General features: G+C 63.4%; 22 protein-coding genes and 1 riboswitch. Of the genes, 16 read left to right on the top strand and 6 right to left on the bottom strand.

The features are described 5' to 3' along the window. Positions 1 to 114 precede the first annotated feature (114 nt). The 4 genes from GC088_RS13640 to GC088_RS13625 all read left to right on the top strand — a co-directional run bounded on the left by GC088_RS13640 (position 115) and on the right by GC088_RS13625 (position 6670). Complete coding sequence (locus GC088_RS13640) at positions 115 to 3333, top strand: fibronectin type III domain-containing protein (RefSeq protein WP_323959535.1); 3219 nt, start codon at positions 115 to 117, stop codon at positions 3331 to 3333. A gap of 171 nt (positions 3334 to 3504) precedes the next feature. Then, the gene (locus GC088_RS13635) at positions 3505 to 4833 is read left to right on the top strand and encodes an ABC transporter substrate-binding protein (RefSeq protein WP_323959534.1); all 1329 of its coding nucleotides are present in this window, start codon (positions 3505 to 3507) and stop codon (positions 4831 to 4833) included. Beyond that, the gene (locus GC088_RS13630) at positions 4830 to 5810 is read left to right on the top strand and encodes a carbohydrate ABC transporter permease (RefSeq protein WP_323959533.1); all 981 of its coding nucleotides are present in this window, start codon (positions 4830 to 4832) and stop codon (positions 5808 to 5810) included. The genes GC088_RS13635 and GC088_RS13630 overlap by 4 nt, the downstream gene beginning before the upstream one ends. After that, on the top strand, positions 5804 to 6670 hold the full coding sequence (locus GC088_RS13625) for a carbohydrate ABC transporter permease (RefSeq protein ID WP_323959532.1): 867 nt from the start codon (positions 5804 to 5806) through the stop codon (positions 6668 to 6670). The genes GC088_RS13630 and GC088_RS13625 overlap by 7 nt, the downstream gene beginning before the upstream one ends. A 6-nt stretch (positions 6671 to 6676) precedes the next feature. Here the strand turns inward: GC088_RS13625 and GC088_RS13620 are convergent, their stop codons facing one another. Further along, positions 6677 to 7579, bottom strand: coding sequence for a helix-turn-helix domain-containing protein (locus tag GC088_RS13620; protein ID WP_323959531.1), 903 nt, complete (start codon positions 7577 to 7579; stop codon positions 6677 to 6679). A gap of 52 nt (positions 7580 to 7631) precedes the next feature. On the opposite strand from GC088_RS13620, the gene GC088_RS13615 reads away from it, so the two are divergent. The 3 genes from GC088_RS13615 (at position 7632) to GC088_RS13605 (ending at position 12993) form a co-directional block, all read left to right on the top strand. Beyond that, the gene (locus tag GC088_RS13615) at positions 7632 to 10922 is read left to right on the top strand and encodes a DUF5107 domain-containing protein (RefSeq protein ID WP_323959530.1); all 3291 of its coding nucleotides are present in this window, start codon (positions 7632 to 7634) and stop codon (positions 10920 to 10922) included. Next, on the top strand, positions 10919 to 12226 hold the full coding sequence (locus GC088_RS13610) for a cellulase-like family protein (protein ID WP_323959529.1): 1308 nt from the start codon (positions 10919 to 10921) through the stop codon (positions 12224 to 12226). Before GC088_RS13615 ends, GC088_RS13610 begins: the two co-directional genes overlap by 4 nt. Positions 12227 to 12333: 107 nt before the next feature. Continuing rightward, a complete protein-coding gene (locus GC088_RS13605; protein WP_416377469.1) occupies positions 12334 to 12993 on the top strand; it encodes a YitT family protein in 660 nt (219 codons plus the stop codon). Here the strand turns inward: GC088_RS13605 and GC088_RS13600 are convergent. Continuing rightward, positions 12919 to 13440 (bottom strand): GNAT family N-acetyltransferase, encoded by a 522-nt coding sequence (locus GC088_RS13600; RefSeq protein ID WP_323959527.1) that lies wholly within the window; start codon positions 13438 to 13440, stop codon positions 12919 to 12921. The two genes, GC088_RS13605 and GC088_RS13600, sit on opposite strands and share 75 nt — an antisense overlap. Positions 13441 to 13730: 290 nt before the next feature. Between GC088_RS13600 and GC088_RS13595 the strand changes: the two genes are divergently transcribed. The 3 genes from GC088_RS13595 to GC088_RS13585 all read left to right on the top strand — a co-directional run bounded on the left by GC088_RS13595 (position 13731) and on the right by GC088_RS13585 (position 15219). Beyond that, positions 13731 to 14564: a hypothetical protein gene (locus GC088_RS13595; protein ID WP_323959526.1), complete on the top strand. Its 834-nt coding sequence runs from the start codon at positions 13731 to 13733 to the stop codon at positions 14562 to 14564. Between the two features lie 128 nt (positions 14565 to 14692). Further along, on the top strand, positions 14693 to 14878 hold the full coding sequence (locus tag GC088_RS13590) for a PspC domain-containing protein (protein WP_323959525.1): 186 nt from the start codon (positions 14693 to 14695) through the stop codon (positions 14876 to 14878). Continuing rightward, on the top strand, positions 14875 to 15219 hold the full coding sequence (locus GC088_RS13585) for a TfoX/Sxy family protein (RefSeq protein WP_323959524.1): 345 nt from the start codon (positions 14875 to 14877) through the stop codon (positions 15217 to 15219). The genes GC088_RS13590 and GC088_RS13585 overlap by 4 nt, the downstream gene beginning before the upstream one ends. Positions 15220 to 15228: 9 nt before the next feature. Here the strand turns inward: GC088_RS13585 and GC088_RS13580 are convergent, their stop codons facing one another. Genes GC088_RS13580 through GC088_RS13570 form a run of 3 tightly spaced genes read right to left on the bottom strand, consistent with a single transcriptional unit; the run spans position 15229 to position 16938 of the window. Beyond that, entirely contained in the window at positions 15229 to 15447 is a 219-nt protein-coding gene (locus GC088_RS13580; protein ID WP_323959523.1) for a helix-hairpin-helix domain-containing protein, read from the bottom strand. 33 nt (positions 15448 to 15480) lie between these two features. Beyond that, a complete protein-coding gene (locus tag GC088_RS13575) occupies positions 15481 to 16167 on the bottom strand; it encodes a DUF2306 domain-containing protein (RefSeq protein ID WP_323959522.1) in 687 nt (228 codons plus the stop codon). A gap of 39 nt (positions 16168 to 16206) precedes the next feature. Beyond that, a complete protein-coding gene (locus GC088_RS13570) occupies positions 16207 to 16938 on the bottom strand; it encodes a DUF72 domain-containing protein (RefSeq protein WP_323959520.1) in 732 nt (243 codons plus the stop codon). Positions 16939 to 17003: 65 nt separating this feature from the next. Further along, a riboswitch (SAM riboswitch) is annotated at positions 17004 to 17120 on the top strand. A gap of 43 nt (positions 17121 to 17163) precedes the next feature. Between GC088_RS13570 and GC088_RS13565 the strand changes: the two genes are divergently transcribed. The 4 genes from GC088_RS13565 (at position 17164) to GC088_RS13550 (ending at position 21519) form a co-directional block, all read left to right on the top strand. Continuing rightward, on the top strand, positions 17164 to 18480 hold the full coding sequence (locus tag GC088_RS13565) for a bifunctional o-acetylhomoserine/o-acetylserine sulfhydrylase (RefSeq protein WP_323959519.1): 1317 nt from the start codon (positions 17164 to 17166) through the stop codon (positions 18478 to 18480). A 52-nt stretch (positions 18481 to 18532) separates the two neighbouring features. Beyond that, complete coding sequence (locus tag GC088_RS13560; RefSeq protein WP_323959518.1) at positions 18533 to 19771, top strand: cobalamin-independent methionine synthase II family protein; 1239 nt, start codon at positions 18533 to 18535, stop codon at positions 19769 to 19771. Positions 19772 to 19936: 165 nt separating this feature from the next. Next, positions 19937 to 20422, top strand: coding sequence for a hypothetical protein (locus GC088_RS13555; protein ID WP_323959517.1), 486 nt, complete (start codon positions 19937 to 19939; stop codon positions 20420 to 20422). 77 nt (positions 20423 to 20499) lie between these two features. After that, on the top strand, positions 20500 to 21519 hold the full coding sequence (locus GC088_RS13550) for a M20/M25/M40 family metallo-hydrolase (protein ID WP_323959516.1): 1020 nt from the start codon (positions 20500 to 20502) through the stop codon (positions 21517 to 21519). 63 nt (positions 21520 to 21582) lie between these two features. Here the strand turns inward: GC088_RS13550 and GC088_RS13545 are convergent, their stop codons facing one another. Beyond that, positions 21583 to 22722, bottom strand: coding sequence for a heparan-alpha-glucosaminide N-acetyltransferase domain-containing protein (locus GC088_RS13545; RefSeq protein WP_323959515.1), 1140 nt, complete (start codon positions 22720 to 22722; stop codon positions 21583 to 21585). A 225-nt stretch (positions 22723 to 22947) separates the two neighbouring features. On the opposite strand from GC088_RS13545, the gene GC088_RS13540 reads away from it, so the two are divergent. After that, complete coding sequence (locus GC088_RS13540; RefSeq protein ID WP_323959514.1) at positions 22948 to 23718, top strand: response regulator transcription factor; 771 nt, start codon at positions 22948 to 22950, stop codon at positions 23716 to 23718. Continuing rightward, positions 23699 to 25234 carry a sensor histidine kinase gene (locus GC088_RS13535; protein WP_323959513.1) on the top strand — a complete coding sequence of 512 codons (1536 nt, stop codon included), beginning with the start codon at positions 23699 to 23701 and terminating at the stop codon, positions 25232 to 25234. Before GC088_RS13540 ends, GC088_RS13535 begins: the two co-directional genes overlap by 20 nt. The last annotated feature ends 185 nt before the right edge of the window (positions 25235 to 25419 follow it).

Raw genomic sequence — 25419 nt, 5'->3', positions numbered from 1 at the left:
TACCCGCCGGTCGTTCCTCCGCGCGGCCCCGTTCGTTCAGGTTCGCGGCCCCAACTGTTTACCCGGGGTAACTACTACTGGTGAGCGCACCCCGTCCGTGACATGAGGATCACCATGCCCAAAACACCCCCACTTCGTCGTGCCTTCACGACGGCCTTGCTCGCCGCCACCGCGGCCGCCGGGCTCACCGTCCTGCAGCCGGTCCAGCCGGTTCAGGCCGCACCGGAAGCCGAGCCCGCCGCGACGGCGGAACAGATTTCCAGCTTCACTCTCGGCGTTCTGCCGGACACCCAGTTCTACTCGCGCTACGCCACCTCGGATGAGGGCCGCCAGTTCCAGGCCCGCTACGGCACGGAACCGTTCTCCGCGCAGACCGGCTGGCTCGTTGATGCCCAGGACGAACTGGGCATTCCGTTCGTGACCCACCTTGGCGACGTCGTCGATCAGGCGAACAAGCCCCAGCAGTGGGAAGTGGCCGACGCCGCGATGAAGGTTCTCGAGGCGGGGAACCTTCCTTACTCGGTGCTGGCAGGTAACCATGACGTACTCTCGCCCTGCGAGGGTGGGGAGTGGTGCTCGGAGCTCAACCGCAACCTGAACGCCGAGCCCTTCCCACGCACCTTCTCGAAGACCCGCGCGGCGAACCAGGCGACTTTCGGCGGGCGGGACGCAACGGGCTTCCACGAGTACCACGTGTTTGAGCGGGAAGGAGAGCAGTACCTCGTGCTCGCCCTCTCCTGGCAGGCATCCGACCAGGGAATGGCGTGGGCGCAGGAAGTCATCGACGCCCACCCCGGCCTTCCCACGATCCTTACCAGCCACCAGATTCTGAACATCGGCACTGACGGTGTCACCGCCGTCGACACCGCTTTCGGCAACAGGCTGTGGGACCGCCTCATCGCGAAGAACAACCAGATCTTCATGACGCTGAGCGGTCACCATCACGGCAACGCGCACCGCGTCAAGATGAACGACGCCGGTGCTCCCGTTCTCCAGGTCGTCAACGACTACCAGATGGCGTACCAGGGCGGGAACGGCTACCTCGGCCTGTACGAGTTCGACTTCACCAACTCACAGATCCACGCAAACCAGGTATCGCCCTGGGTGGTCCAGAAGCCCGCAGAGACCGTCACCGAGTTCGACCAGGCAGTCCTCACCGGCGACAATGAGCAGTACTCTGTTCCCTTCGATCTGACCAAGCGCTTCACCGAGATCGATGCCACCTTCACTGCTCCGCCGGCGGACCACACCTCGTACTCCCGGCGCGCAATCGACATGCTGCTGGAGAACTGGACCGAACCCGAGCGGCCAGACGTCACACCGCCGAGCAACCCGGAGGACTACTTCACCACCGCCAACACGGTGGCGCACTGGCGCTTCGACGGGAACGACGGCGACGTGTTCCCCGTGGGCGGCACGGTCACCGACCTGACGGGCGACAACCCGCTCACCCGCGCACCGCTGATTAACGGCGCTGAGGAGGTCGACGTCACCATCTCGAGCGATGCCCACCGCCTCGCCCCGTCGCAGACGAGCATGTGCTTCACCAACACGGACCGCCGCACCGACCGGCTCAGCTACCTCGCCACGGCAGCATCAGCACCGCTGAATGACAACCGGTTTGAAAACGGCTACACCGTCGAAACCTTCCTCAAGATCGACCCAGACTGGACATACGACGGCCACCGGTGGATGACCGCGCTGGCCAGCGGCGGCACCCGCGGCGGATCCGTCGCCGACCGCGAGCTCGCCCCGTTTTTTGCCGCGATCTCCAGCCTGCGTGAGGTCCAGTGGAGCGTGAACGGCCAGGGCGGTGCCAAGACCAACTGGTCCGGCGAGATCATGCCCAACCAGTGGATCCACGTTGCAGCAGTCAATGACCCAAGCACCCGCACCACCACGCTCTACGTCGACGGCGCACCGGTTCTCCGCAACACCAGCGACATCCTTGGTATCAACACCCACGCGGACCTGCCGTGGATGCTCGGCGCCGGTACCGAGTGGGGCACCCCCTCCGCCGGTTGGTTCGGCTGCATTGGCGAAACCCGCATCGTGGAGCAGCCGCTGAGCTCGGACCAGTGGCTGACCGCACGCGCCGAGGTTCCCTCCGATCAGACCGGCAAGGCTGCCTTCTCCGACGACTTCGAGCGCGCCAACGGTGAGCTCGGCGCCGATTGGAAGGTCACCCGAGGTGGATGGGCCGTCGTCGACGGAACCGCCCGCAACACTGCCCCGTCCGGCCTGGACAACCTCGCTATTGCCGGCGCGCAGGAGCTTGGGGACCACTACACGGTCTCGTCCACCGTCTCCGTTGCGAACCTCAACAACCCGCGCCAGTGGGTGGGCCTTGCCTCGAACGTCCATGGCGAAGGCACCGACGACCAGGGTTACTACCTGCTCCGCTTCGCCCCGAACGAGGCGTCCGACACCGGCCGCTGGCAGTTCGCGCGGGTCGATGCTGGCCACCGCATCACCGGCCTGGCACCGATCAGCACCTACAACCACCCGCGTAACGAACCCGTCGTGGTCACGCTGACCCGGGAGGGCTCCCAGCTCACCGGAACGCTGTCCACCACCGATGGCACCGAGATCATGAGCGAGACCTACACCGTTCCGAGCACCTCCGGTCACGCAGGCGGTCTCGCTGCGCTCTACTCGAACACCGGCGACACCATTGCGGACAACTTCCGCATCGCGACGTCCGCTGACGCCTCGGCGCCGGAAGCGCCCGCCGCACCGTCGCTGGCTGTTGCCGGCCGGGATGTCACCGTTCGCTGGTCGGCTCCGGAGTGCGGCGGCGGCTCACCGCTCACCGGTTACACGGTCACCCTGACCGGTCCTGAGGGCGATACGGTCCGGGACCTCCCGGCCGACGCTACCTCCGTGGTGTTCGAGGGCCTGCGCGCGGGGGACTACACCGCTACTGTCACCGCGGTGAACTCGCTGGGCTCGTCACCGGTGTCGGCAGCGCCCGGGCCAGTGACGGTTCAGCCGGAGCTGCCGTCCGTAATCGCCGAAGCCCCCGCACTGCGGATGGACGGCGACTCCCTGTTGGTCACCTGGGTTGCCCCGGAGAACGACGGCGGCGCTGCGGTCACGGAGTACGTCATCGAGCTGCGTGCCGCGAACGGCCGCACGACGGTGATCTCGGTCGATACTGCCGATCCGGCCTTCACCGATCCGGTGTCCGGATTCCGGATCACCGACTACACGAACGGCCGCTTCACGGCGACTGTTGCTGCGGTGAATGCTGCAGGTCAGGCGGACGCCTCACCTAGTTCAGCGGCGACCACCGTTGCACCGGGATTGGGCGTTGCCGCAGGGCAGCGCTGAGCTGACTGACTGAAGCAGAAGGGCCGGGTGCGATTGCACCCGGCCCTTCTGTGTATAGCGGATCGTCCATAGGGAGGGCGCATATCGCTATGTTGTGGACCGGTGTCGGAGACCTAGATTTGGCGCATTGGAACAATTCAATTCCCTGTTTGCAGTGCAAAGGAGCATGTCATGTTCGGCAGCCATTTCTCTCGCCGACGGTCGGCGCTGGCCGCATCGGTAGTACTCGTCCTCGCCGGCGGCCTAGCAGCCTGCAGCCCGGGAAGTGAAAGTTCCCCGGCCGCACAGGAAGGTCCCGTGAACATCACCTTCCAGTCCTGGGTGCCGAATATCGACAAGGCGGTGGACGCTTACAACGCCTCGCAGGACGATGTGAACGTCACTCTGGAGACCATCACCGCGGGTCCCGATGGCGGGTACGCCAAGATGCTATCGGCCGTTCAGGCTGGTAACCCTGCCGATGTCGTCCAGCTTGGGTACGACGCCATCCCGGACTTCCTGGTCAACGACGCACTCGAAGACATCACCGAGTACGTCGGCGACCAGGAGGACAAGTTCGTCCCCTGGCAGTGGCAGACAGGCGTCTTCAACGACAGCGTCTACGCAGTTCCGCAGGCCAGCGGACCTCTCGGCCAGTTCTACCGGAAAGACATCTTCGACTCCCTCGGCATTGAGTACCCGACAACCTGGGATGAGTACTACGAAGCCGCAAAGAAGATCCGGGCTTCTGATCCCGACCGATACATCACCGCATTCGCCTTCAACCAGGCGCCCTGGCTGATCGGTCTGTCCCAGCAGGGAGGCGGAAACTGGTTCACAGCGGAGAACGATGCGTGGACGGTGACCATCAACGACGACGAAACGCTGAAGGTCGCAGAGTTCTGGCAAAAGATGATCGATGAGGATCTTGTGAAGATCGAAGCGGACTTCTCGAGCGAATGGAACGCGGACATTCAGAACGGCAACGTGGTCACCTGGATCTCGGGATCCTGGGCCGACGCGATTCTTCGCGGTACCGCTCCGGACACCGCCGGCCAGTGGGCAGTTGGTGCTGTGCCTCAGTGGGAGGCCGGGGACAACGTCTCGGCAACCTGGGCCGGCGGTTCAGCTAGCGCAGTGCTCAAGGGATCGGCCAATCCGAAGGAAGCCGCTGAATTTGCAGCATGGCTCAATTCAGACCCGGAAAGTGTCAGCATCCTGACCAGTGTGGGCGCGGGCTGGCCGGCTATTGCCGATACCGGATCCATCAAGTCTCTTCAGGACGATCCGGAGGTCTTCGCCTTCTACGGCGGCCAGGACATCTGGGACGTGTTCGCAGAGTCGGACAAGAACGTCGACAACACCTGGCAGTGGCCTCCGCTGTCTTCGACGCTGTTCGCTTCACTCAGCGACAACGTCAAGACTGCCGTCGAGAGCGGAACGCCGCTGACCGGCGCTTACGAGAAGACGCAGGACGAGATGAGCACTGCGCTCAAGGACAAGGGAATCTCGGTCAATTGAGTCAGACCCGAACGGTGGGGCGGGTTTCCCGCCCCACCGCCGCCCCAACATTCCAGAACAAGAAGGCAGCACCGTCCCGAGGCAAGTCCCGGCGGCACTCCAACTTGGCACTTGTGGTCTTGGTGCTGCCCTTCGCCGCCATGTTCGCTGCGTTCTTCATCGCGCCGATCATCTATGCGATCAACGACAGTCTCTTCTCCACGAAGGCATCCGGGCTCGGTTTCGGAGCACCTGAGAAGACCTTTGTTTTCCTCGATAACTACGCCGCAGCCCTGAGCAATCCCTCTTTCATCGCAAGCCTCGGACGGCTCCTGGCATTCGCGGCAATCGAGGTGCCGCTGATGGTAGTCACGGCAGTCGGGCTTGCTCTGCTCATCGACTCGGCCAGCGCGCGGTTCCCCCGGATCTTCCGGGTCATCTTCTTCATCCCGTACGGCGTACCGGGCGTGATTGCGGCATTGCTGTGGGGCTTCCTGTACATCCCGGCAACGAGTCCGATCCTGCAGGTCCTGTCCTCAGCGGGCATCAGCGTGAATCCGCTGGACACGAACAGCATCCTGTTCGCGATCGCGAATATCGCGCTGTGGGGCTTCGCGGGCTACAACATGTTCATTCTCATTGCAGCGCTGAATGCCATCCCCTCCGAGTTGTTCGAGGCTGCAAAAATCGACGGGGCGTCGGAGTGGGCCATCACGTGGCGCATCAAGCTGCCGCTCGTTCGCCCCTCAGTCATCCTCGTTACCGTCTTCACCATCATCGGCACTCTGCAGCTCTTCGTTGAGCCGCTTGTTCTCCGGCCCTTGACCACCGCAATCAGCTCCGACTACACGCCGAACCTCGCCGCGTACAACCAATCCTTCTCCCAGGGCAATCCGAGCCTCGCCGCAGCTATGGCCGTAATCGTCGCCGTACTAGGTTTCGCCTTCTCCTTCGGATTCCTCCGGCTTGTAAACCGCAAAGGAAACCGCGCGTGGTAACTCAGAACCGCCCCATTCGTCAGCCGCTGACCAGCTCGATCGCAATCAATTCTGTGCTTGTCATCGCCGCCCTGTACTTCCTGCTGCCGATCCTCTGGGTTCTCGTTGCGGCAACCAAGAGTCCGGGGGAGCTCTTCAGCAGTTTCGGGCTGTGGTTCACCGACTCGCCCCAGGCCTGGCAGAACCTCCTGAACGTCTTCACCCAGGACGGCGGCGTGTTCAGCACCTGGGTGCTGAACAGCATCCTCTACTCCGCGGTCGGCGCTTTGGTCGCGACCGTGTTGTCGGCTGCCTGTGGCTATGCGATCGCGAAGTATGTGTTCAGGGGGCGGGAGCTGTTGTTCTCGATCATCCTGGGTGGCGTACTCATCCCCGCGACAGTCATCGCCCTCCCGCTCTACTTCCTCCTCAACGCCGTGGACCTCACCGGCACGTACTGGTCGGTCCTGCTGCCGAGCATGGTCAGCCCCTTCGGCGTGTACCTCGCGCGAATCCACGCCAATGCCGCCGTCCCGGACGAGGTCATCGAGGCCGCCCGCATCGATGGCGCGGGTGACCTGCGAATCTTCGGGGCGATAGCGACCCGCATGATGTCGCCGGCGCTTGTGACCATCTTCCTGTTCCAGTTCGTCACCATCTGGAACAACTACCTGCTTCCGTTGGTCATGCTCAATGAGACGAAGACATTCCCGCTGACGCTCGGGCTCACCCTCTGGAACTCCCAGACACAGCGCGATCCGATGTTCTACCAACTTGTCGTCACGGGCTCGGCGCTGTCGGTAGTCCTGCTGGTGGCACTCATGATCGGGCTTCAACGGTTCTGGAGAGCGGACCTGACGGCAGGCGCAAGCAAGGGATAAGCAGAGTCAGCCCTTTCGCTCGGCTCGATACGCGGAGGGGCTCGACCCATGTACGCGACGGAACTGGCGCGAGAAGTAGAACTGATCATCCATGCCGATCTCGCGTCCAATCTGTGCGACCGACAGCGTGGTGGTGTCCAGCAGCAGCCTCGCCCGCGCCATCTTCAGGGCGAGGTGATGCGCCAGTACTCCTCCTCCTGTGGCTTCCCGGAAGAGCTTGCTCAATTGCGACGACGACACTCCGACCAGTGCCGCGAGGTCAGGAACCCGGATACTTCCGTTGATGCGCTCCTCAAGGAACCGCATGGCCTGTTCGAGGGGCGCGCCGCGTTCCGGGGATCGACGATCCACCGCCAGCAACGCCAGGAGACGCCACGCCAAACCCGCCGTGGCGATGAGGCGGGCAGGGGACTGGTCACGTTCAAGTTCGGTGATGATCTCGTCCAGGATTGCGATGAGCCGGTCGACGGCGACAAGCCGGATGAGGGGACGTTCTTCACTGATGCCCGCTTCCTCGATGAGCTCGGGCACATCCGTTCCCCGTACATGACACCACCAGATGGTCCAGGGGTCGGTAGCCAATGCTCCATAAGCGTGAGGCGTCCCGGTGTTCCCGGGAAGGACCACCGCGGTTCCCTTCTCTACTTGGCTCCGGATCCCATCGACCTCGACCCATCCGCTACCGGCAACGCAGAGCATGACGATCGTTTCCGGCGCACCAGAGGGCCGACGCCGCCCGTGACTTTCAGCGCGTGGGAAAAAGCCCGCGTCGGTGACCACCATGCGCCGCGTCACCGGGCGGCTTATAGCGTCCCGAATGAGGGGCCGGGGTACCACGACCAGGCGCTGGTGGTCGAAACCTGTGGCGCGTTCGACTGCCGGCGCTTCGAAATCGGATCGTCCATGCATGCCTCATTATGTGCCATGGTGAACCATCTCCCGCATTTCTAGAGTTGGTGTTGTGACCCACGCCAATGACGCCAAGAGTTCAATCTCTCTTCCTCCTGCACCCGCCGACCAGCAGGCACTGCTTGACGACGGCGGTGTTGCCTGCTGGAGCGAACCCGTAACCATTGATACCTACGAGCCGGAGGAGCCGGACGAGTACCCGCTGTTCCTGGACCGCCGGGTGTATCAGGGCTCAAGCGGACGGGTCTATCCCATTCCCTTCACCGACCGGATCTCCACGACGAAGCGACCGCGTCTGTGGCAGGCCGTCCATCTCGAGAACCAGTGGATCCGGTTGATGATCCTGCCCGAGCTGGGCGGACGCATCCACATCGGCTATGACAAGACCAGCGACTACGACTTTTTCTACCGCAACAACGTCATCAAACCCGCGCTGGTGGGCCTGGCCGGTCCCTGGATCTCGGGCGGAGTTGAATTCAACTGGCCCCAGCACCACCGGCCGGGCACCTACCTGCCGGTGGAGACCGCCGTCGAACGTTCCGACGACGGGACCGTGACCGTGTGGCAAAGCGACCTTGACCCCCTCCAGCGCATGAGGGGGAGCCACGGCATCCGCCTCAGCCCGGACGGCTCAGTGATCGAGGTGGCGGTTCGCCTCTATAACCGCACCGACCTGCCGCAGACCTTCCTCTGGTGGGCGAACGTCGCAGCCCGCGTGCACGAGGACTACCAATCGTTCTTCCCCACCGACGTGAACTACGTCGCCGATCACGCGCGCCGGGCGATCACGGCCTTCCCACGAGCGGACCGGCCGTACTACGGCGTCGACTATCCCGCCCTGGCGAGCGAAGCAAATCCGGACGCTGACCGCATCGACTTTTACAGCAACATCCCCGTTCCCACCTCGTACATGATCACGGATACCCGCGATGACTTCTTCGGCGGGTACGACCACCGCGCCCAGGCCGGCTTCATCCACTGGGCCGACCGCTCGATCGCCCCCGGCAAGAAGCAGTGGACCTGGGGCAACGGTGCTATCGGCCGAGCCTGGGATCGCCTTCTGACGGACACGGACGGCCCCTACGTCGAACTCATGGCCGGCGTCTTCACCGACAACCAGCCGGACTTCAGCTACCTGGCCCCCGGCGAGACCCGCACCTTCAGTCAGTACTGGTACCCCATCCACGCCATCGGGCCGGCGCATCAGGCAACCCGTGATCTCGCTGTCTCCCTTTCATCCGAGACCGGCAACCCGCAGGCAACGGTCGGCGTGGCAAGCGCGAAGGTGCTCGACGGCGCGCGGATCGTCCTCGAGAGGGAGGGAGTCGTGTTGTGGGAGACCGCTGCCGAGCTCGCCCCCGGCGCACCCTTCACCTCTGATGCGCTGATTGACGACGGCGGGCCGGGCCTGACGTTGCGGGTGCTGCATCAGGGGAGAGAACTGATTTCCTGGACGGTCCCCGCCTCCTCGGCAGACGCGACCGAACCGTGGGTGGCAACTGAGCCACCGCAGCCGGCGGACATACCGTCAAGCGACGAGCTGTACGTCACCGGCACCCACCTGCAGCAGTACCGGCACCCCACCCGTTCGGCTGTCCCTTATTTTCAGGAAGTGCTCGACCGCGACCCCAACGACTACCGCGCGTGCCTTGCCCTAGGGGACTGGCACCACCGCCGCGGCGAATACACCGAAGCCCGTGACCTTTACGAGCGCGCGCTCGCGCGGTTAACCCGACGGAATCTCAACCCACCGACGGGAGAGGCTCATTACAGGCTCGCACTGCTTGCAGAGCGCGAGGGGCACCTGAGTGAAGCCCGAATTCTGTTCCGCAAAGCCGCTTGGGACAAGACTTGGGTGCATTCGGCACGGTTGGGGGCAGCGCGAGTTTCGCTCCGCGCCGGCAGGCCGCTGGAGGCACTGGAATCGGCACGCAGCGCCGAGGCCCAGGACGTGCTCAGCCCGGGACCGCGGCACGTGATGATTGTTGCGCTGCGGCAGCTCGGCAGGATGGCGGAGGCCACGCACCTCCTCGAACGATGCCTCGCGGATGACAGGCTGGACCCCGTGGCGCAGGCGCTCGCCGGCAGTCTCGCCCCATGTGACCCGCGAACGGTCCTCACGACGGCATGCGAGCTCTGGCGCATGGGCGATTCCGTCACCGCATTGGAACTCACCGCTCGACCGCTCGCCTCGACGCTGAACACCTTCGGGAATCAGGAGCCGCTGCGGCACTACCTCCGGGCTCACTGGCTCGAATCCGCGGGGGAAAGCGGCAAGGCATCGTCCGAACGGGAAGAAGCGCGCGCTAGTGACACCACGTATGCCTTTCCCTCCGGTCTCGACGACTACGATGCGTTGACTACAGCCGTCGCCGCGGAACTCCTGGACCCGGTGGCGCACGCTCTCCTGGGTTCCTGGCTTCTTGACGCGGGGCGCATCGATGAGGCGGGCCGCTCACTTGAGCGTGCACGGCACCTCGGATCCACCGACGCCGTCGCCTGGCGCAACGCAGCCATCGCAGAGGTCAATGGACATGGATCGATCACGGAGGCCCAGCGCTTCTTCGACCACGCCCTGACGCTCCGGCCAGGCGACCCGCGACTGGTTTTCGAGCGCGCCCTTCTGGCCGCACTCGCGAACGAGCCACTGGAAGCCCGCCTGGCCGCCATCGAACAGTACGGTCCGGCGGTCCTGATCCGCGATGATCTCGCCCTGCACTATGTGAACCTGCTGGTCGACGCCGGACGCTCCGTGAAGGCGCTGGCGATCATGCAGGAGCGCACGTTTCAGCCGTTCGAAGGCGGGGAGGGCGAGGCGCTCGCCGCCTACGACCTCGCATCGATCGCCGTTGCGCGCGCACTCATCGTGACTGATCCTTTCGCAGCCGCAGACCTGCTCACCGCGGGTATCGAGGCTCCGCTCAACCTCTCCGAGGGACGGCACCCGGCCGACAGCCTCGCCGAGCGCTACGTGCTCCTCAGCGAAGCACTCGAAGCGATCGGGAAGGACGCTGAAGCCCGGGACGCACTCAAGAAGGCGTGCGCACAAAACGGTGCCCTCGCCGTCGGACGTGCGGTTGATGAGCAGGACTACTGGAGAGGTGTTGCCCACCTCTGGTTGGGGGAGGAGCAGACGGCATCCCAGGTGTGGGCTGAGTTGGAGGCTCGGGCTGCCGAGCTGGAAAGCGTGGGCCCCCGCGTGGACTACTTCGCTACGTCGCTGCCAGAATTGCTGCTCTTCACCCGGCAGCCTGAGGCTGAACAGGTGCTTCTGGCCGGTCGGCTGAGGGCGCTCGCCGAGCAGGGGCGCACCCTGCGCATCAGGGAAGGAATTGCACGATGAACGAGCGCTACCTCGGGTCAGGGACCATCGACTCCACCAATTCCGGTCTGACCGGCCCTATGCCCGAGCACCTGCCGGACCGGTTGACCGTCTGCCTCTGGGACTTTTCCTGGTACACCCGGGCCGAGGAGGGCGGACCCTATGCCGACCTCGACGCCGCCTGCGCCGAGACCGCGGCGCTCGGCTTCAACGCGATCCGCATCTGTGCGGCGCCGCTGCTGCTTTTCGGGGACTTGGGTTTGGGCGGGCTCTCGCGGTCGCTGGAGATTGAGGGCCTCGGCGCCGCTCCCGGCGGAGGGTTCTACGGGCAGCGCACCCGCTGGTATGACACCCCCGGCGGCTACACCGTGAACCTGCAGGACCGTCTCCTGGAGCTGTTCGAGTCGGCGGCGCGGCACGGTCTCGTCGTCGTGCTGGCAAGCTGGGAGTACCAGCAGAGTCCCGCGTTCGCGCGGTCCGAGGAGTGGTTCCGGGCTATCGACCGGGTGCCGCTGGAGGACCGGTATGCGGTGCTGACGGCCGCTTGGGACCGGCTCATCGGTGCAGTGACCGAGGCCGGCCACCGGGAACGGATTGCGCTGGTGGAGCTACACAATGAGGTGGACTTTTCGATCCTTCCGGCACTGCACGACGGCGGCAGCGAGGCGGTCGTGCGCCTGCAGGAACAGCATACGGACCTGCTGGTCACAGCCAGCTTCGGGAAGCCTCCGCACCTGACCATGCATGAGCTGCCGGACGTGCTCGGCGCCGCGCAGTTCCATATCTACAGCTACGGTGTGCTGGACGCGCTGCAGAAGCGGATCGATATCCGGTCCGAAAGGAGTGCGGGCTTCCCGAATGCCGAACTGCAGGCCCTGCTGATGCAAGACGCTCCCACTCCTGCCGAATACGGACGGCCCGCCGAATGGAAGTACGAAGCCACGGTGGTCACGGACCAGATGGTGTACGGGTACGACTGGGTAGACCCCGACGCCTGGGACACCTGGCTGTACAACGAATACGGCGCCTATCGGGAGGTTATGCGTCGGGAGATCGAGTCCAGGGTCATCGCGGTTGCCGGCTGGGCTCGCTGGCAGCAGCTTCCGGCAGTGATCGGTGAGGGGTGGATCGGCTACACGCCGCTGAACGGCACCTTCGAGGAGGGCCCGATCGGGAGGGAGTTGGCCGAGCACGGCATTCGCACCGCCCTGGAGCACGGCGTGTGGGGGATGGTTTTGGGGTCCAACGCGGCGCCGCATCATCCGATGTGGTCCCACAGGGACTGGATTCAGCGGACGAATGCCATGATCCTCGACTACGCATGATCCTGGACAACGGCAGGGGCGTTGGCTAGGAGGCTGCAGAGGGGCTGCGTGTAGGGAAGATCTCAAGGATTCCCACGAGGAGCACATCCCGGCGTCGATAAAATTGGATGGTACTTTCGCGCATTTTGATAGGGAGCGGTTCCATCCAAACAAGTAGTGCCCCAGTGGCCACGCCGGTCAGGCACAGCAAGCTCGAAGATGTCCTCGGGTTGCTGGTTGGCACCTTTATCGTTTCCCTCGGACTCTTCCTTCTCAACAGCTCCTCGGCCGTGACAGGCGGAACGGCGGGTCTGGCACTCCTCCTCAACTACGGCATCCCGGTTCCGTTCGGCGTGCTGTTCCTGGCCATCAACCTGCCGTTCTTTCTGCTTGCGATCCGCGGGAAGGGGTGGAGCTTCGCATTCAGAAGCGGGCTGGCCATCCTCCTGGTTTCGGCCTTCTCCTATCTGCATCCGGCCGTCGTCGACCTGCCCGCAATGAACACCTGGTACGCGGTGCTTGCCGGCAATGCGCTGTGCGGGGTGGGCGTGCTCATCCTGTTCCGCCACAACTCGAGTCTGGGTGGCTTCAACATCGCCGCGCTCATCCTGCAGGAGCGGTTTGGCCTGCGCGCGGGGTACGTGCTGATGTGCCTGGATGCCGCCGTCGTGCTGGGATCCATGCTTGTTGTCCCTCCGCTGAATGCGCTGGTGTCAGCGGTCGGAGTGGTCCTGCTGAACCTCATCCTCGCTTTGAACCATCGCCCGGGCCGGTACCTGGGGGCGTAGGTCGCGTCCGAGGTAGACCGAGTCCGGATCGTCCGTATAGATGCCGAAGCCGGGCACAGGTTGATATGCGGCCGACCGGTATAGCGCCAGAGCCGCGGGTTGCTGCTGGTTCGTCTCGAGGACCATGGTCCGGACGCCGGCTGCCGCTGCTGATTCCTCCAGCCAGCTGAGCATCGCGCGCGATCTGCCGTAGCCGCGGTGAACCTCGACGACGTACATCCGCTTGAGCTCGGCCTGCCCGTCGTCGCGGAGGCGCCAGCCGCCGATGGCGACGGGTTCGTCGTCGACATAGCCCACCGCGATGGTGCCGCGGGGTGGCGTGAATTCGGCGGCGTCGACGGGGGTTTCATCGCGTGAGCCGTAGATGCGGACGTACTCGGACTGCAGGCCTTCGATAAGGGCAGCCACTTCTGGAGAGTCGTACGGGACAGCGACGATTTTCATCATTCAAAGCCACCTTCGTGAGGAGGATCGCCCGGACGACGGGCGGCGTGGGTCGTTGTTATGGGCACGGACGAGGAAAAAGGTACCTCCCGGGCGCTGTTGAGAGACACTGCAGTGATCAACGCAGCCCTAGGCACATCAGAAGGGCGAGGAAAGGCATTTTGTCGATCTGCGGATCAAATGGGGCGTCCAGTTCTGCGAGATATGCTCTGCCGCTCCCGAGATAACTTGCTTCAAATCTGGACCTATCTACTTTGTGACTAATTAGGTCGCCCGCGTATTAGGGTGGAACCGTGGACCCCTCAAGCGCATTGAATGTAGTGGAGATAGTTCTTCGCAACGCAATTCGCTTCACCTTCTCGTCCGATTGGGTGGGAAAGGCTGGCGCTCCAAGCCAAGAGACTCTGGCCGAAAGGCAGGCAACAGAGGTCGCTAAGTGCAAGGGGGCGGTTGTGTCCAACGACCTCCTCGACTACACCATGACCTATGAGCTCACCGACTTCGTCGAAAAGAACTGGCAACATTTCAAACCAATCTTCCTTGATTTCGGGAGGATCCGTGAGTTCTTCAGAATCGTGAACGCAATTCGGAACACGATCGCTCACAACCGTTCGCTCCTGCCCTTCGAAGAACATCTCATCTTGGGTATCGCAGGACAACTCGCCAATCAGGTATCACTTTTTCTAGGAAGCGCGGATTTGTCCGGACATTACTACCCCTTGATCGAGTCAGCGCGTGATTCCTTTGGCCAGGAAGGCGCCCAGTGGAAGGTGCAGCCATACGTGGAGTCATTCGTACGTGTCGATGTGGGCCAGCGTGTGGTTCTGAAGGCACGTGCCGTGAGTGCGCGCGGAAAGGGTGTTACCTGGTATGTGTCTAGCCCGTCTACAGGCAGATCGCTACGCGACACTGATGGAATTTGGACCCAGAAAGTGGGTGATGGGGAAGACCTGGAGTTTGCGTACACTTTTTCTGAGAAGGACATCCGGGAAGATTGCGCGCTTCGTCTCATCTTGGTTGCGGATTCGAAATACCATCGCTACGGAAGCGAGTTTCAACAGACGGATGGACCGTTTGATGACAGTCTCTATTTCTACTACAGCGTTAATCCACCGTTGGAAGAGTGAGACTTCCTTCCCGGGTCGAAGAAGCGCAGTGCCAAATTCCGAGCACAGTGCGCCGTTCCTTCGCTTAGAGCCTCGTTCTCCACTAGTCAGTGTTTCGCCCAATCAGCAAGAAGCGTAGAGTGCCGAGCATGGCCGGCACACTGACACGTCCCCGTAACGGCAAAGTCCTCGCTGGAGTCTGTGCGGCGCTGGCCGCAGGGTTCGGATTGCCCAAGTGGCTCGTCCGGCTGGGCTTCATCATCTTTGGGCTGGTGGGAGTGGGCGAGCTCGTCTACATCATCCTGTGGATCATCCTGCCCAAGGCGAATGCTTGAGCGCCGCCCAGAGCCCTCTTCGTGAGGCGCTCGCCCAGAGGGTCCGCGGCATATTGAGCTCCCAGCAGGACGTGCGGGAGAAAAGCATGTTCGGTGTCCTGTCCTTCATGGTGGATGGCCGGTTGGCGGTCGCGGCCGGCAAGGACGGGAGCCTGCTGGTGCGCACCGATCCTGCAGACTACGACGACCTCCTCAAGCGAGGAGGCGAGCCCGCCTACATGAGCAAGGACCGGCTGATGGGCCCGGGCTGGCTCACCGTGCCAAGCGCCCGGCTGGAAGGCGACGAAGAGCTTGAGTGGTGGGTCGGCGTCGGTCTCGCATCTAAAAGCAGCGGAAGCTGACTGCCCTCGCTACGGTGCTTCCAGAAATCCTGAACCCCTAGCCTGAAGCTCCCCTTCAAGGAGGCGGATCGCCTTCGGCCCCACCCCGTGGATGGCGAGCAGCTCCTTCGTCGTCACCTGAGTCAGGTGCTCAAACGTCGTGTACCCACTCAGCGCGAGTGCTCGGCGTGCGGTGCGTCCGATCGCCTGCGGGTACTCGGTAGGTACTGGAGAATCTTCTGGCGGCATCGCGCTCCTCGTTCTGTTTGGCCCCCGACACCGTCATCCGGTGAGGGCGGGTGTACGGCGCAGCCACCATTCCCCGACGGCGACGTGCATAGTGAACGCTAGCCAGAACGCTATGCCGAACATCGTCGGGTCAGGTTCGCCCGGCGATGTCCCGCCGGAGGTTGCCTGCTCCACACCCTCGAAGATACCCACCCAGATCCTGATGGTTCCGATACCGATGGCGACGGCGAATGCGCGAATCATCCAGCGCCGGTGTTGCCGTACGTCATCACCCCGGATGGCCCGGAACGCGAGCACGAGGCACACAAGGAACCAGCAGCCGAACACGACCGTCGCGACCGCTTCAGGCGCTCCCGCCCAGGCATACGGCACGCCGAAGAAGAGCGCGAAGAGTCCGGAGATCAGCGCGCAGGTAAGCAGGACCCGACCGAGCCGCCGATGAAAGTTGTAGTGCCGGGTGCGGAACCGCCGCGACAGCTGCAGCGGTGCGCCCAGCAGGTAGACGAGTCCCGGTGCTATGTGAACGTATGCCAGCCAGGGGTGGGCGACGTACCGCCTAGCGAAGTCGTTCTCGGTGGGCTCGGTGCCCGCGAGGATGTTCGGCCAGTCGACGGCGATCCGAACCGCCGCGGACACCAGGACGATGGCGACCAGTAGGCCGATCGCCACCGCAGTAGGTCTCACGAGCCGCGGCCTTGCGGTCGAGATTTTCTCAGCCACGAGAGGATTGTGGCACCGCGTGAGTTAGGCGTAAAGGACTCAGCGGTTCACTGATGACCGCAGAGTCGCGGCGTTCCGCACAGCGTTCCCGCCGCCGTCGTTATTGAAGTAGACGTACACGTCCTTGCCGGAGCCATGCCATTCCCGGATCCGGTCCGCCCACCAGCCCAGGTCCGCGTCCGAGTACGAGCCGGCATACAGGTGCCCATGATCCGGGCCATGCAGCCGCGCGTACACAAATGGCGCGGTCGCCCGCAGAACGCAGGGGAGACCAGCTCCGCTCATGACGGTGTAGGCGGCCTGGTGCCGTTCGAGCAGCGCGTACACGGCGTCGTCGTGCCAGCTGGGATGGCGGAATTCGACCGCCACCCGGATCCACCAGGGCAGCTGGGACAGGAAGTAGTCCAGGCGGGCGTCGTCGCGCTCCGTCCCCGGCGGAAGCTGGACGAGCAGGACGGCGCGGCGGTCGCCCAGCTCGTGCCAGCAGCGGGCGATCCGCTCGATCCACACCTCCGGCGCGTACAGCTTCTTCGCGTGGGTCAGCCCGCGGGGTGCCTTCACCGACAGGGCAAAATCATGGGGAAGACGACGGCGCCACCCGGCGAACGTCGTATCCCGCGGCCAGCGGTAGAAGCTGGCGTTGAGCTCCACCGTGTCGAAGCGGGCCACGTAGGAATCGAGCCGCCGCGCCGGGGGAGTGCCATGCGGGTAGCAGACGCCGTTCCAGTGGTCGTAGCTCCAGCCGGAGGTGCCGATGCGGATTTCGCTCACGCTCCACAGTTACACATCGCGTCATCTTGACGCCCATGGAACTCCGTCTGCTTACACTGGGCTCAGGTCATGAGTGCCAGCAGATAGCCCCGGCTTGCTGGCCGGCAACCCTCCAACCGCGGCGGGGTGCCCCGGGTGAAGACCTGGCCGTCCGGCGAAGTGTCGGGTGGCAAGCGCGGCCCGTGGTGCTTCGAGCATGCCGGGCCCTGATTCCAGGAGACTTCAATGTCCAACGGTTGGTCCTTTGAAACCCGTCAGATCCACGTAGGCCAGGAGCCCGACGCCGCCACCGGCGCACGCGCCCTGCCCATCTACCAGACCACGTCGTTCGTCTTCCCGACCGCCGAGAGCGCCGCGAACCGCTTCGCGCTCGCCGAGATCGCGCCGATCTACACCCGCATCGGCAACCCGACCCAGGACGCGGTCGAGCAGCGGATCGCCAGCCTGGAGGGCGGCCTGGCTGCCCTGCTGCTCAGCTCGGGGCAGGCGGCTGAAACCTTCGCGATCCTGAACATCGCCGAGTCCGGTGACCACATCGTCGCCAGCCCCAGCCTCTACGGCGGCACGTACAACCTCTTCGCGCACACGCTGAAGAAGTTCGGCATCTCCGTCACCTTCGTCGAGGATCCCGACAACCTCGACCAGTGGCGCGACGCCGTACAGCCCAACACCAAGCTCTTCTTCGCCGAGGCCGTTTCCAACCCGCGCCAGGACGTGCTGGACATTGAGGGCGTCTCCCGCACCGCGCACGACGCCGGCGTCCCCCTGATCGTCGACAACACCCTTTCGACGCCGTACCTCATCCGCCCGCTTGAGTGGGGCGCCGACATCGTGGTGCACTCGGCCACGAAGTACCTGGGCGGCCACGGCGCGGCGATCGCCGGAGTCATTGTCGATTCCGGGAAGTTCGACTTCGGCGCCGATCCTGAGCGCTTCCCCGGCTTCAACACGCCGGACCCCACCTACAACGGCCTGGTCTACGCCCGTGACCTGGGCGAGGGCGGCGCACTCGGCGCGAACCTGTCCTACATCCTCAAGGCGCGGGTCCAGCTCCTGCGCGACCTCGGCTCGGCGGTCTCGCCGTTCAACGCCTTCCTGATCGCCCAGGGCCTCGAGACCCTGAGCCTGCGCGTGGAGCGTCACGTTGAGAACGCGGAGAAGGTGGCGCGCTGGCTGGAGGACAGGGACGACGTCGTCGCCGTCGCTTACGCGGGGCTGCCCTCAAGCCCGTGGTACGAGCGCGGACGCAAGTACGGTCCCAAGGGGACCGGCGCCATCGTCGCCTTTGATCTGGCCGGTGGTGCCGAGGCGGGCAAGCGCTTCGTGGACGCGCTGGAACTGCACTCCCACGTGGCGAACATCGGCGACGTGCGCTCGCTGGTGATCCATCCGGCGTCGACCACGCATAGCCAGCTCTCAGCCGAGCAGCAGGCCGTGGCCGGCGTACGGCCGGGACTGGTCCGGCTGTCGGTGGGCCTGGAGCACATTGATGACATCCTGGCCGACCTCGAGAACGGCTTCCGGGCGGCGAAGGAAGCGTAAAGAAATCCGCCACCAGCAACAACGGTACGAACGAAGAAACGGAATAGCTTTCATGACACTTGACCGCATCCACACCACCCATGCCGGCTCGTTGCCGCGTACGCCTGAACTGATTCAGGCCAACGCTGCGCGGAGCTTCGCCGAGGATGGCTTCACCCTGGAGCGGACGCCCGAGTTCGAGGGCCTGCTCACCGCCGCCGTCACCGACCTGGTGCAGCGCCAGAAGGACCTGGGCATCACCATCCCCGGCGACGGAGAGTACGGCAAGGCAATGTCCAACCCGGTGGACTACGGAGCCTGGTGGACCTACAGCTTCCAGCGCACCGCGGGCCTGGAACTGACGGACTTCAACCCGATCCTCGCTGAGCCCGTGCGCAGCGAGCCGGGTGCGGTTCGGCTGACATCGTTTGCTGACCGTCGTGACTGGACCCGATTTGCAGATGCCTACCAGGATCCGGACAGCGGGATCCAGATCGGCAAGAATGCGACGGCGTTCCCGTCCGCTACCGGGCCGATCTCCTACACGGGGCAGGATGCGCTCGCCAGCGACATCGCGAACCTGAAGGCGGGCCTGAACGCTGCGGGTCTGTCCACCGGCTTCATCACGGCGCTGTCGCCGGGATCTGCCAGCCGAATCGGCAACGAGTACTACGCCACTGAGGAAGAGTTCATCTACGCGTGGGCTGACGTGCTGCGTGAGGAGTACAAGGCGATCGTCGAGGCGGGCCTGACCGTGCAGATTGACGATCCGTCGATCGCCGAGAACTGGGACCAGATCAACCCTGAGCCCAGCGTCGAGGACTACCAGAAGTTCACCCAAATCCGGGCAGAGGCGCTGAATTACGCCATTCGCGATCTGCCTGAGGAGCAGGTCCGCCTGCACATCTGCTGGGGATCCTGGCATGGACCGCACACCACGGACATCGAGTTCAAGGACATCGTGGACATCGTGCTGGGTATCAACGCAGGCTCGTACTCGTTCGAGGCTGCGAATGCCCGCCACGAACACGAGTGGGCGCTGTGGCAGGACACGAGGCTCCCGGCGGGCAAGGTGTTGGTTCCCGGCGTCGTTTCCCACGCGACCAACGTCGTCGAGCACCCCGAGCTGGTGGCCCAGCGCATCGAGCGGTTTGCCTCGCTGGTCGGTCGCGAGAATGTCATCGCCTCCACCGACTGCGGTCTGGGCGGCAGGATCCACCCGCAAATCGCGGCCGCGAAGCTGGAGTCCCTTGGACGAGGTGCGCAGCTTGCGTCGGAGCGTCTGTTCGCGAAGTCGGGGACGCTGGTCTAGCTCCGGTTCATGAGCGTTGGCTCCGGCAGGACGAGTCTGTTCGACACCCTGCCGGAGCCGGCCTGAACAGAACCGTGCTCTGGAATCCGACTGGAAACGCGGCCTACAGTCGGATCACTATCTGCTGCCATCGGGCAGCCGGGCACTGCTGCGGGTAAGGAAGCCATGGCCGGAAACACCAGTTCCAACGAGGATGAGCGGAAGACGCCGACCGTTCTTCGTGCGCTCCGCAGCACTACAGGCAGGGAGAGCACCACTTTCGGTTTCTCCATCCTGGTCACGGTCACCTTCGGGCTCCTCCAAGCCACAGCGGGCGCTCCGAACGTGCCCGAAATCTTCCTTTACGCGACGGGCTCAGTCCTGTCCTTCACCGTGCTGGAAGGGCTTCTCTCCAAGGGGTTTACGCGGTCCATGCCTCAGCACTCGACCATCACCCAAGCCCTGGGCACCAGCATGAATCTGTTCTCAGTGCTGGCCGGGATGGGCGTGGCTCTCCTGCTCACCCTTCGGTTGGACGGCAATTGGCTCTGGAGCCTCGCGCCGTTCGCCGCGGCAGTCGCCTACCTGCTTATGGAGAGCATCGAATCGGCGCTGGCGGAGAGGGTCCTTGTTGCTGCCGGACACAGGGAGGCTTCCCGCGTCGAGCCCTGAGCCGATTGGCCAGACGGAAGTAGATACAGGGCTTTTGTAGTCTTCCGCGCGCAGCCTCGCCGGTCTAAGTTGAGTCCATGCGAGCGCTTCGCCTCTGGGCGGTCATGGCCACATGGGCCATGGTGGTGTTCGGGATAGCCGCTTGCTCGCCGGCGTTTCCGCTGTCTCCCGACCAGGCGCTGGACGCGAGCACGATTAAACAGGAACTGGCCGACCAGGACTATGAGGCACACCTGCAGGCGCTGCAGGACATTGCCGATGCCAACGACGGGAACCGCGCGGCCGGCACCTCAGGGTACGAAGAATCCGCACAGTACGTCGAGGAAGTTCTCCGCGAGGCGGGGTACGAGCCCGTCCGGCAGCCCTTCACCTTCCGGAAGGGACGCGACGACGAGGAGGTCCAGTCCTTCAACATCCTGGCCGACACCGGAGGCAACGAGAAGCACACGATTGTCGTGGGCGGCCACCTCGACTCGGTGGACGAGGGCCCCGGGATCAACGACAACGGTAGCGGCATCGCGGCGATGCTTGAGGTTGCCCGGTGGATTGCTGCCTCGGACACACCCCCGGCCAACCGCGTCCGGTTCGCGTTCTGGGGGGCGGAGGAGCAAGGTCTTGAAGGGTCCGATCACTACGTCGATGAGCTGTCCGGCAGCGAGAGGGACCAGACGGCACTGAACCTGAACGTGGACATGGCGGCTTCCCCGAACGGTGGGCGGTTTGTGCACGACGGCGATGGGTCGGACTTCGGCGACGATCTCCCCGAGGGTTCGGCCCAGATTGAGAGGGTCTTCCTCGAGTACTTTTCGGCCGTGGGTCAGGACGTTGAACCCACATTCTTCGACGGCGGTTCCGATTACGCCGCCTTCGAGGAAGAGGGCATTCCCGTAGGCGGCCTGTTCTCCGGCGACGTCGGGGTCAAGACACCTGCAGAAGTCGAGGCGTTCGGCGGGGAAGCGGGGTCTGCCCACGACCCGTGCTATCACCGGAACTGCGACACCATCGACAACGTGGACCTGGATCTGCTGGCCGACATGGCGGGAGCGCTTGCCTACGCGACGTGGGCGTTCGCGGTTGCCTCCCCGGCAGACGATTGAGGGGAAGACCTGCCCGTTGAAGCAGGGCCGTGGTCGCGATCTCGCCGGGCGAGACAGTGTGCTTCAGCCGGCTATCGAAGACTTCCCTGACAGGCGAGTGCGGGTGCGTCTTGTTGCAGTTGCGATGAGGCTCTCCAGCGGCCCGTGATCGTGGATTCTTCGCCACAGAGAAGCGAAGAGGGCGGCGACAGCGATCTGGACGATGAGGGAAGCGTCGGATTGGTCTTCCAAGAAGCCGGTTGCGAGGATGATGAGGTGTGCCGAGTAGAGGGTCAACGTCATGCTGCCCATAGCGACCAGCGGCATCAGCGGCTCCGTGGTGAGGCGGGCGAGGAGCAGTATCAACCCTAGTGCGGCGATGGATGTGCCGGTGGTGTTCACCATTTCCAGGATTGTGGTCGAGTAGGGCGCAACGACGGCGTGCCACCACAATGAAGTGGTTGGCAGATACTCTTCAGGCCCCCAGATCAGCATCTCGTCGATGATGTCGGCGCTCATTTCGGGTGACGACTCCAGCAAACGGCTCATCCCTCCGAGCGGACCCAGGAGAACGACCGAAAACAGCCAGCTGGCGATCGTCAGAATCAGGCCGGTCAACGCCACGCGGATCTGTACCATGCGGGAGCTGAGGTCCAGTCGACCGAGGGCCAGCCCGGCGCAGAGGTAAGCCATGTACGGCAGAGCAGGATACTCACCGGTCAAGAGCAGTTGACTGAAGAGCACATCGGGTTCGGTGAAAAGTGTTGTGAAAGTAGGATCGGAACCAGGTTCCGGCAAGAAGTCCCGCAGAGCCTGCACAGCGAGCGGGCCCACCACCGCCAGGCCCGCGGCAAGGAAAGCCAGTGATTTGGCGGAGAGTCGAAGCAACGGGATCGCCAGCATAAACATCACGCCGTAGTAGGCCAGAATGATCGACGGCGGCGTATCGATGTAAGCGATCGAGAGCCCCAGGGCTGTGATGAGACCGGCACGGACCGCGACCGACCATCGAGTGGCCCTAAGCGCAGGGCCTTTCACCGGGTGCTGGCCTCCGGAGATAAAAGCGAGCGACACTCCCGCCAACAGGGCGAACAAGGCGGCCGAATGGCCGGCGAATATTGTCCACAAAACAGTCGGGCCGTCGTCGTCATTTGTGCCCGAGAGAATATGGATGATCATTAGCCCGACCAAGGCGACACCGCGTGCTGCATCGACCCCGAGCATCCGGGTCCTTTTCACAGCGCCAGAGAACCGCATCTAATTCTCCTCTACTCATACTGCCTAGCCGTCAACCGCTACTAGTCCAGCAGGCTGCGCTATGCCTGAGTTATAGGAGTCCTGTGAGTTTGCCGTTAACAACCGCCAACATATTGACCGGGCCTTCACCCCGCTGCCGACTAGTTGCTAGGGAACCCTTGAACCATTTTTCGCAAGAGGGAGAATGCATCCATGACCTCGGACACGTGGGGCTCGATGATGGCGCACTTGCCACTATTGCGGCGCTTCGATGGGTCTCGGGTGCGAGCTTTGGTGGTCGATGATGAGCCTGCGCTCTCTGAGGTGATGAGCTCGGTACTCAGACTGTCGGGATGGGACGTTACGGTGGCAGCGGACGGCCTTTCTGCTGTTCAACTTGCCCAGCGGTTCCGCCCGGATGTTCTGGTGCTGGACGTGATGCTTCCTGGGCTGGACGGTGTTGAAGTCCTACGCAAGATTCGGGACCACGATCCCAACATTGCCGCGCTTTTCCTGACCGCGAAGGGGCGCGTGGAGGACCGAATCACCGGCCTCACTGCAGGAGGCGACGATTACGTCACGAAACCCTTCAGCCTGGAGGAAGTCGTCCTGCGCTTACACAGGCTGGTTCAACGCTCAGGGATCACCGCCGCTGACAACGTCAGGCTGGTAGTTGGTGACCTATCCATGAATCTGGATACGCGTGAAGTCAACCGTGCCGGCCAGGACATTCAGCTAACAGCAACCCAGTTCAACCTACTCCGTTTCCTCATGGAGAACTCCCGGCACGTCCTGAGCAAGAGCCAGATCATGGACCATGTCTGGGACCACGGCTTTGACGGCCAACTGAACGTCGTCGAACTGAACATCTCTTACCTGCGGAAGAAGATCGATATGGGCCGCGAACCCATGATTCATACCGTGCGCGGCGCCGGATACGTACTCAAGCCAGCAAAGGAAAGTCATGGAGACTCCGGCGGCTGAGCCCTTAGGGGCTGCACAAAAGGGGAACTCTCCCTCCCGCTGGAAGGTTTCCTCGTGGAAACTGCGGACTAAGTTGTCGGTGTTGACCCTGCTCCTACTCACCGCGATATGCAGTGCGTTGGGCATTCTTGGCTACGCCGCGGTGAATGTAATCCTCACCCAACAACTTGACCGCGAACTGCACGAGGCCTCGAACCGAACGATCAGGTTTGGAGACCCCATACCCCGGCGGACATCACAGGTGGAAAGGGACGCTCTGCCCAATCAAGGCGCAGGCACGCTCAGCGCCTACCGATCCGATGGTGAAGTCTATTTTTCCGCGCTGTACTCCATCGATGAGGAACACGAGGATCTACCGCCTGCAGACATCCCAATAATCAACAGTCTGCCCGAAAGCAGCGAGCCCGCGGAGCGCTTACTGTCCGTAGGCCGGTACCGCCTGATCGCTGTGGATGACACGGAAGGGGACATCCTCATAACAGGACTGCCTACAGCTGATAGAGACGCCACCTTGAATTCACTGGCAAGCGCAATGGCCGGCATTTCCCTAGCAGGGCTTATTGTCACCGGACTCTCAGCGGCATTCGTCATCCGCCGAACTCTTCGCCCCTTGGATAACCTGTCGAAAGTAGCAACCAACGTCGCCGAATTACCCCTCGATGTGGGGGAAGTTGTATTGGCTGCACGTGTTACCTCAGGTTCCCCTCAAACCGAAGTGGGCAACATGGGACACGCCTTCAATAAAATGCTCGATCACGTTGCCAGTGCCCTCAACGCTCGACAGCGCAGCGAAACGCAAGTCCGTCAGTTTGTGGCAGATGCCAGCCATGAGTTGCGCACACCTTTGGCTGCGATCCGAGGCCACTCCGAGCTGATTCGAATGACAGAACACCTTGGGCCAAAAGGCGACGCTTCACTGCGGAGGGTTGAATCCGAGACTCAAAGAATGACCACCCTCGTTGAAGATCTGCTCCTCCTCGCCTGGCTCGATGAGGGCCACTCCGCGGTCGATGAGGACGTCGACATAACGGAACTCATCATCGAGGCCGTAAGTGACATCCGGATTACCGCTCCTGAGCAACAGTGGAGCGTGCATCTCCCCGAGGAGCCCGTCGTCATCCGCGGAAATGCAAATCACCTGCGCCAAGTCCTCATCAACCTCCTCTCCAACGCGCACAAGCACACCAGTCCTGGAACCACTGTCGTGACAAGCGTGACCATGGAGAACGATCAGATCAGGCTCACGGTGACCGACGATGGCCCCGGCATTCCGCCCGAATTCCTCGACCACGTCTTCTCCCGCTTCACCCGTGCCGACAAAGCACGAACCGGCGGGCACGCGACGTCAGGGTTGGGATTGTCTATAGTCGACGCAATCGTTCGTGCTCACCAAGGGCAGATCACTGTGCACAGTGAACCGGGTAGCACCAGCTTCACCGTCCGTCTTCCAAAGGGCACGAACTCCGCTCATCCCCGGTCGATATCGCCAGATGCGTCCAGCACAAGGGGTGCCTAGTCGCCGAGAGGGAGGAACCGCTTCGAGTTTTCATTAGGTAACCCGGCACGTAAATGGCCAGCGGCGGCTGGCTCCACGATGATTCACCGGAAGGGCAGCCGTCACCGTGATCTTGTTGTCCAGGATCAGGTTGTGCCCCTCGTGGGCCCCCTCGAATGTGAGCACGCTCTTAATTGGACGTCATC

The organism is Arthrobacter sp. JZ12 (assembly GCF_035189165.1).
Classification (GTDB): Bacteria; Actinomycetota; Actinomycetes; order Actinomycetales; family Micrococcaceae; genus Arthrobacter_D.
The sequence above is the reverse complement of the archived record's forward strand: the minus strand, read 5'-3'. Positions and strand labels throughout refer to the sequence as shown.

Excerpts from the sequence above, each read along its gene's own strand:
- GC088_RS13620 (WP_323959531.1), bottom strand. The coding sequence starts at position 7,579 with ATGCATGGACGATCCGATTTCGAAGCGCCGGCAGTCGAACGCGCCACA.
- GC088_RS13640 (WP_323959535.1), top strand. The coding sequence starts at position 115 with ATGCCCAAAACACCCCCACTTCGTCGTGCCTTCACGACGGCCTTGCTC.
- GC088_RS13565 (WP_323959519.1), top strand. The coding sequence starts at position 17,164 with ATGTCCAACGGTTGGTCCTTTGAAACCCGTCAGATCCACGTAGGCCAG.
- GC088_RS13610 (WP_323959529.1), top strand. The coding sequence starts at position 10,919 with ATGAACGAGCGCTACCTCGGGTCAGGGACCATCGACTCCACCAATTCC.
- GC088_RS13535 (WP_323959513.1), top strand. The coding sequence starts at position 23,699 with ATGGAGACTCCGGCGGCTGAGCCCTTAGGGGCTGCACAAAAGGGGAAC.
- GC088_RS13560 (WP_323959518.1), top strand. The coding sequence starts at position 18,533 with ATGACACTTGACCGCATCCACACCACCCATGCCGGCTCGTTGCCGCGT.
- GC088_RS13605 (WP_416377469.1), top strand. The coding sequence starts at position 12,334 with ATGGTACTTTCGCGCATTTTGATAGGGAGCGGTTCCATCCAAACAAGT.
- GC088_RS13545 (WP_323959515.1), bottom strand. The coding sequence starts at position 22,722 with ATGCTCGGGGTCGATGCAGCACGCGGTGTCGCCTTGGTCGGGCTAATG.
- GC088_RS13590 (WP_323959525.1), top strand. The coding sequence starts at position 14,693 with ATGGCCGGCACACTGACACGTCCCCGTAACGGCAAAGTCCTCGCTGGA.
- GC088_RS13555 (WP_323959517.1), top strand. The coding sequence starts at position 19,937 with ATGGCCGGAAACACCAGTTCCAACGAGGATGAGCGGAAGACGCCGACC.
- GC088_RS13580 (WP_323959523.1), bottom strand. The coding sequence starts at position 15,447 with ATGCCGCCAGAAGATTCTCCAGTACCTACCGAGTACCCGCAGGCGATC.
- GC088_RS13600 (WP_323959527.1), bottom strand. The coding sequence starts at position 13,440 with ATGATGAAAATCGTCGCTGTCCCGTACGACTCTCCAGAAGTGGCTGCC.
- GC088_RS13635 (WP_323959534.1), top strand. The coding sequence starts at position 3,505 with ATGTTCGGCAGCCATTTCTCTCGCCGACGGTCGGCGCTGGCCGCATCG.
- GC088_RS13540 (WP_323959514.1), top strand. The coding sequence starts at position 22,948 with ATGACCTCGGACACGTGGGGCTCGATGATGGCGCACTTGCCACTATTG.
- GC088_RS13550 (WP_323959516.1), top strand. The coding sequence starts at position 20,500 with ATGCGAGCGCTTCGCCTCTGGGCGGTCATGGCCACATGGGCCATGGTG.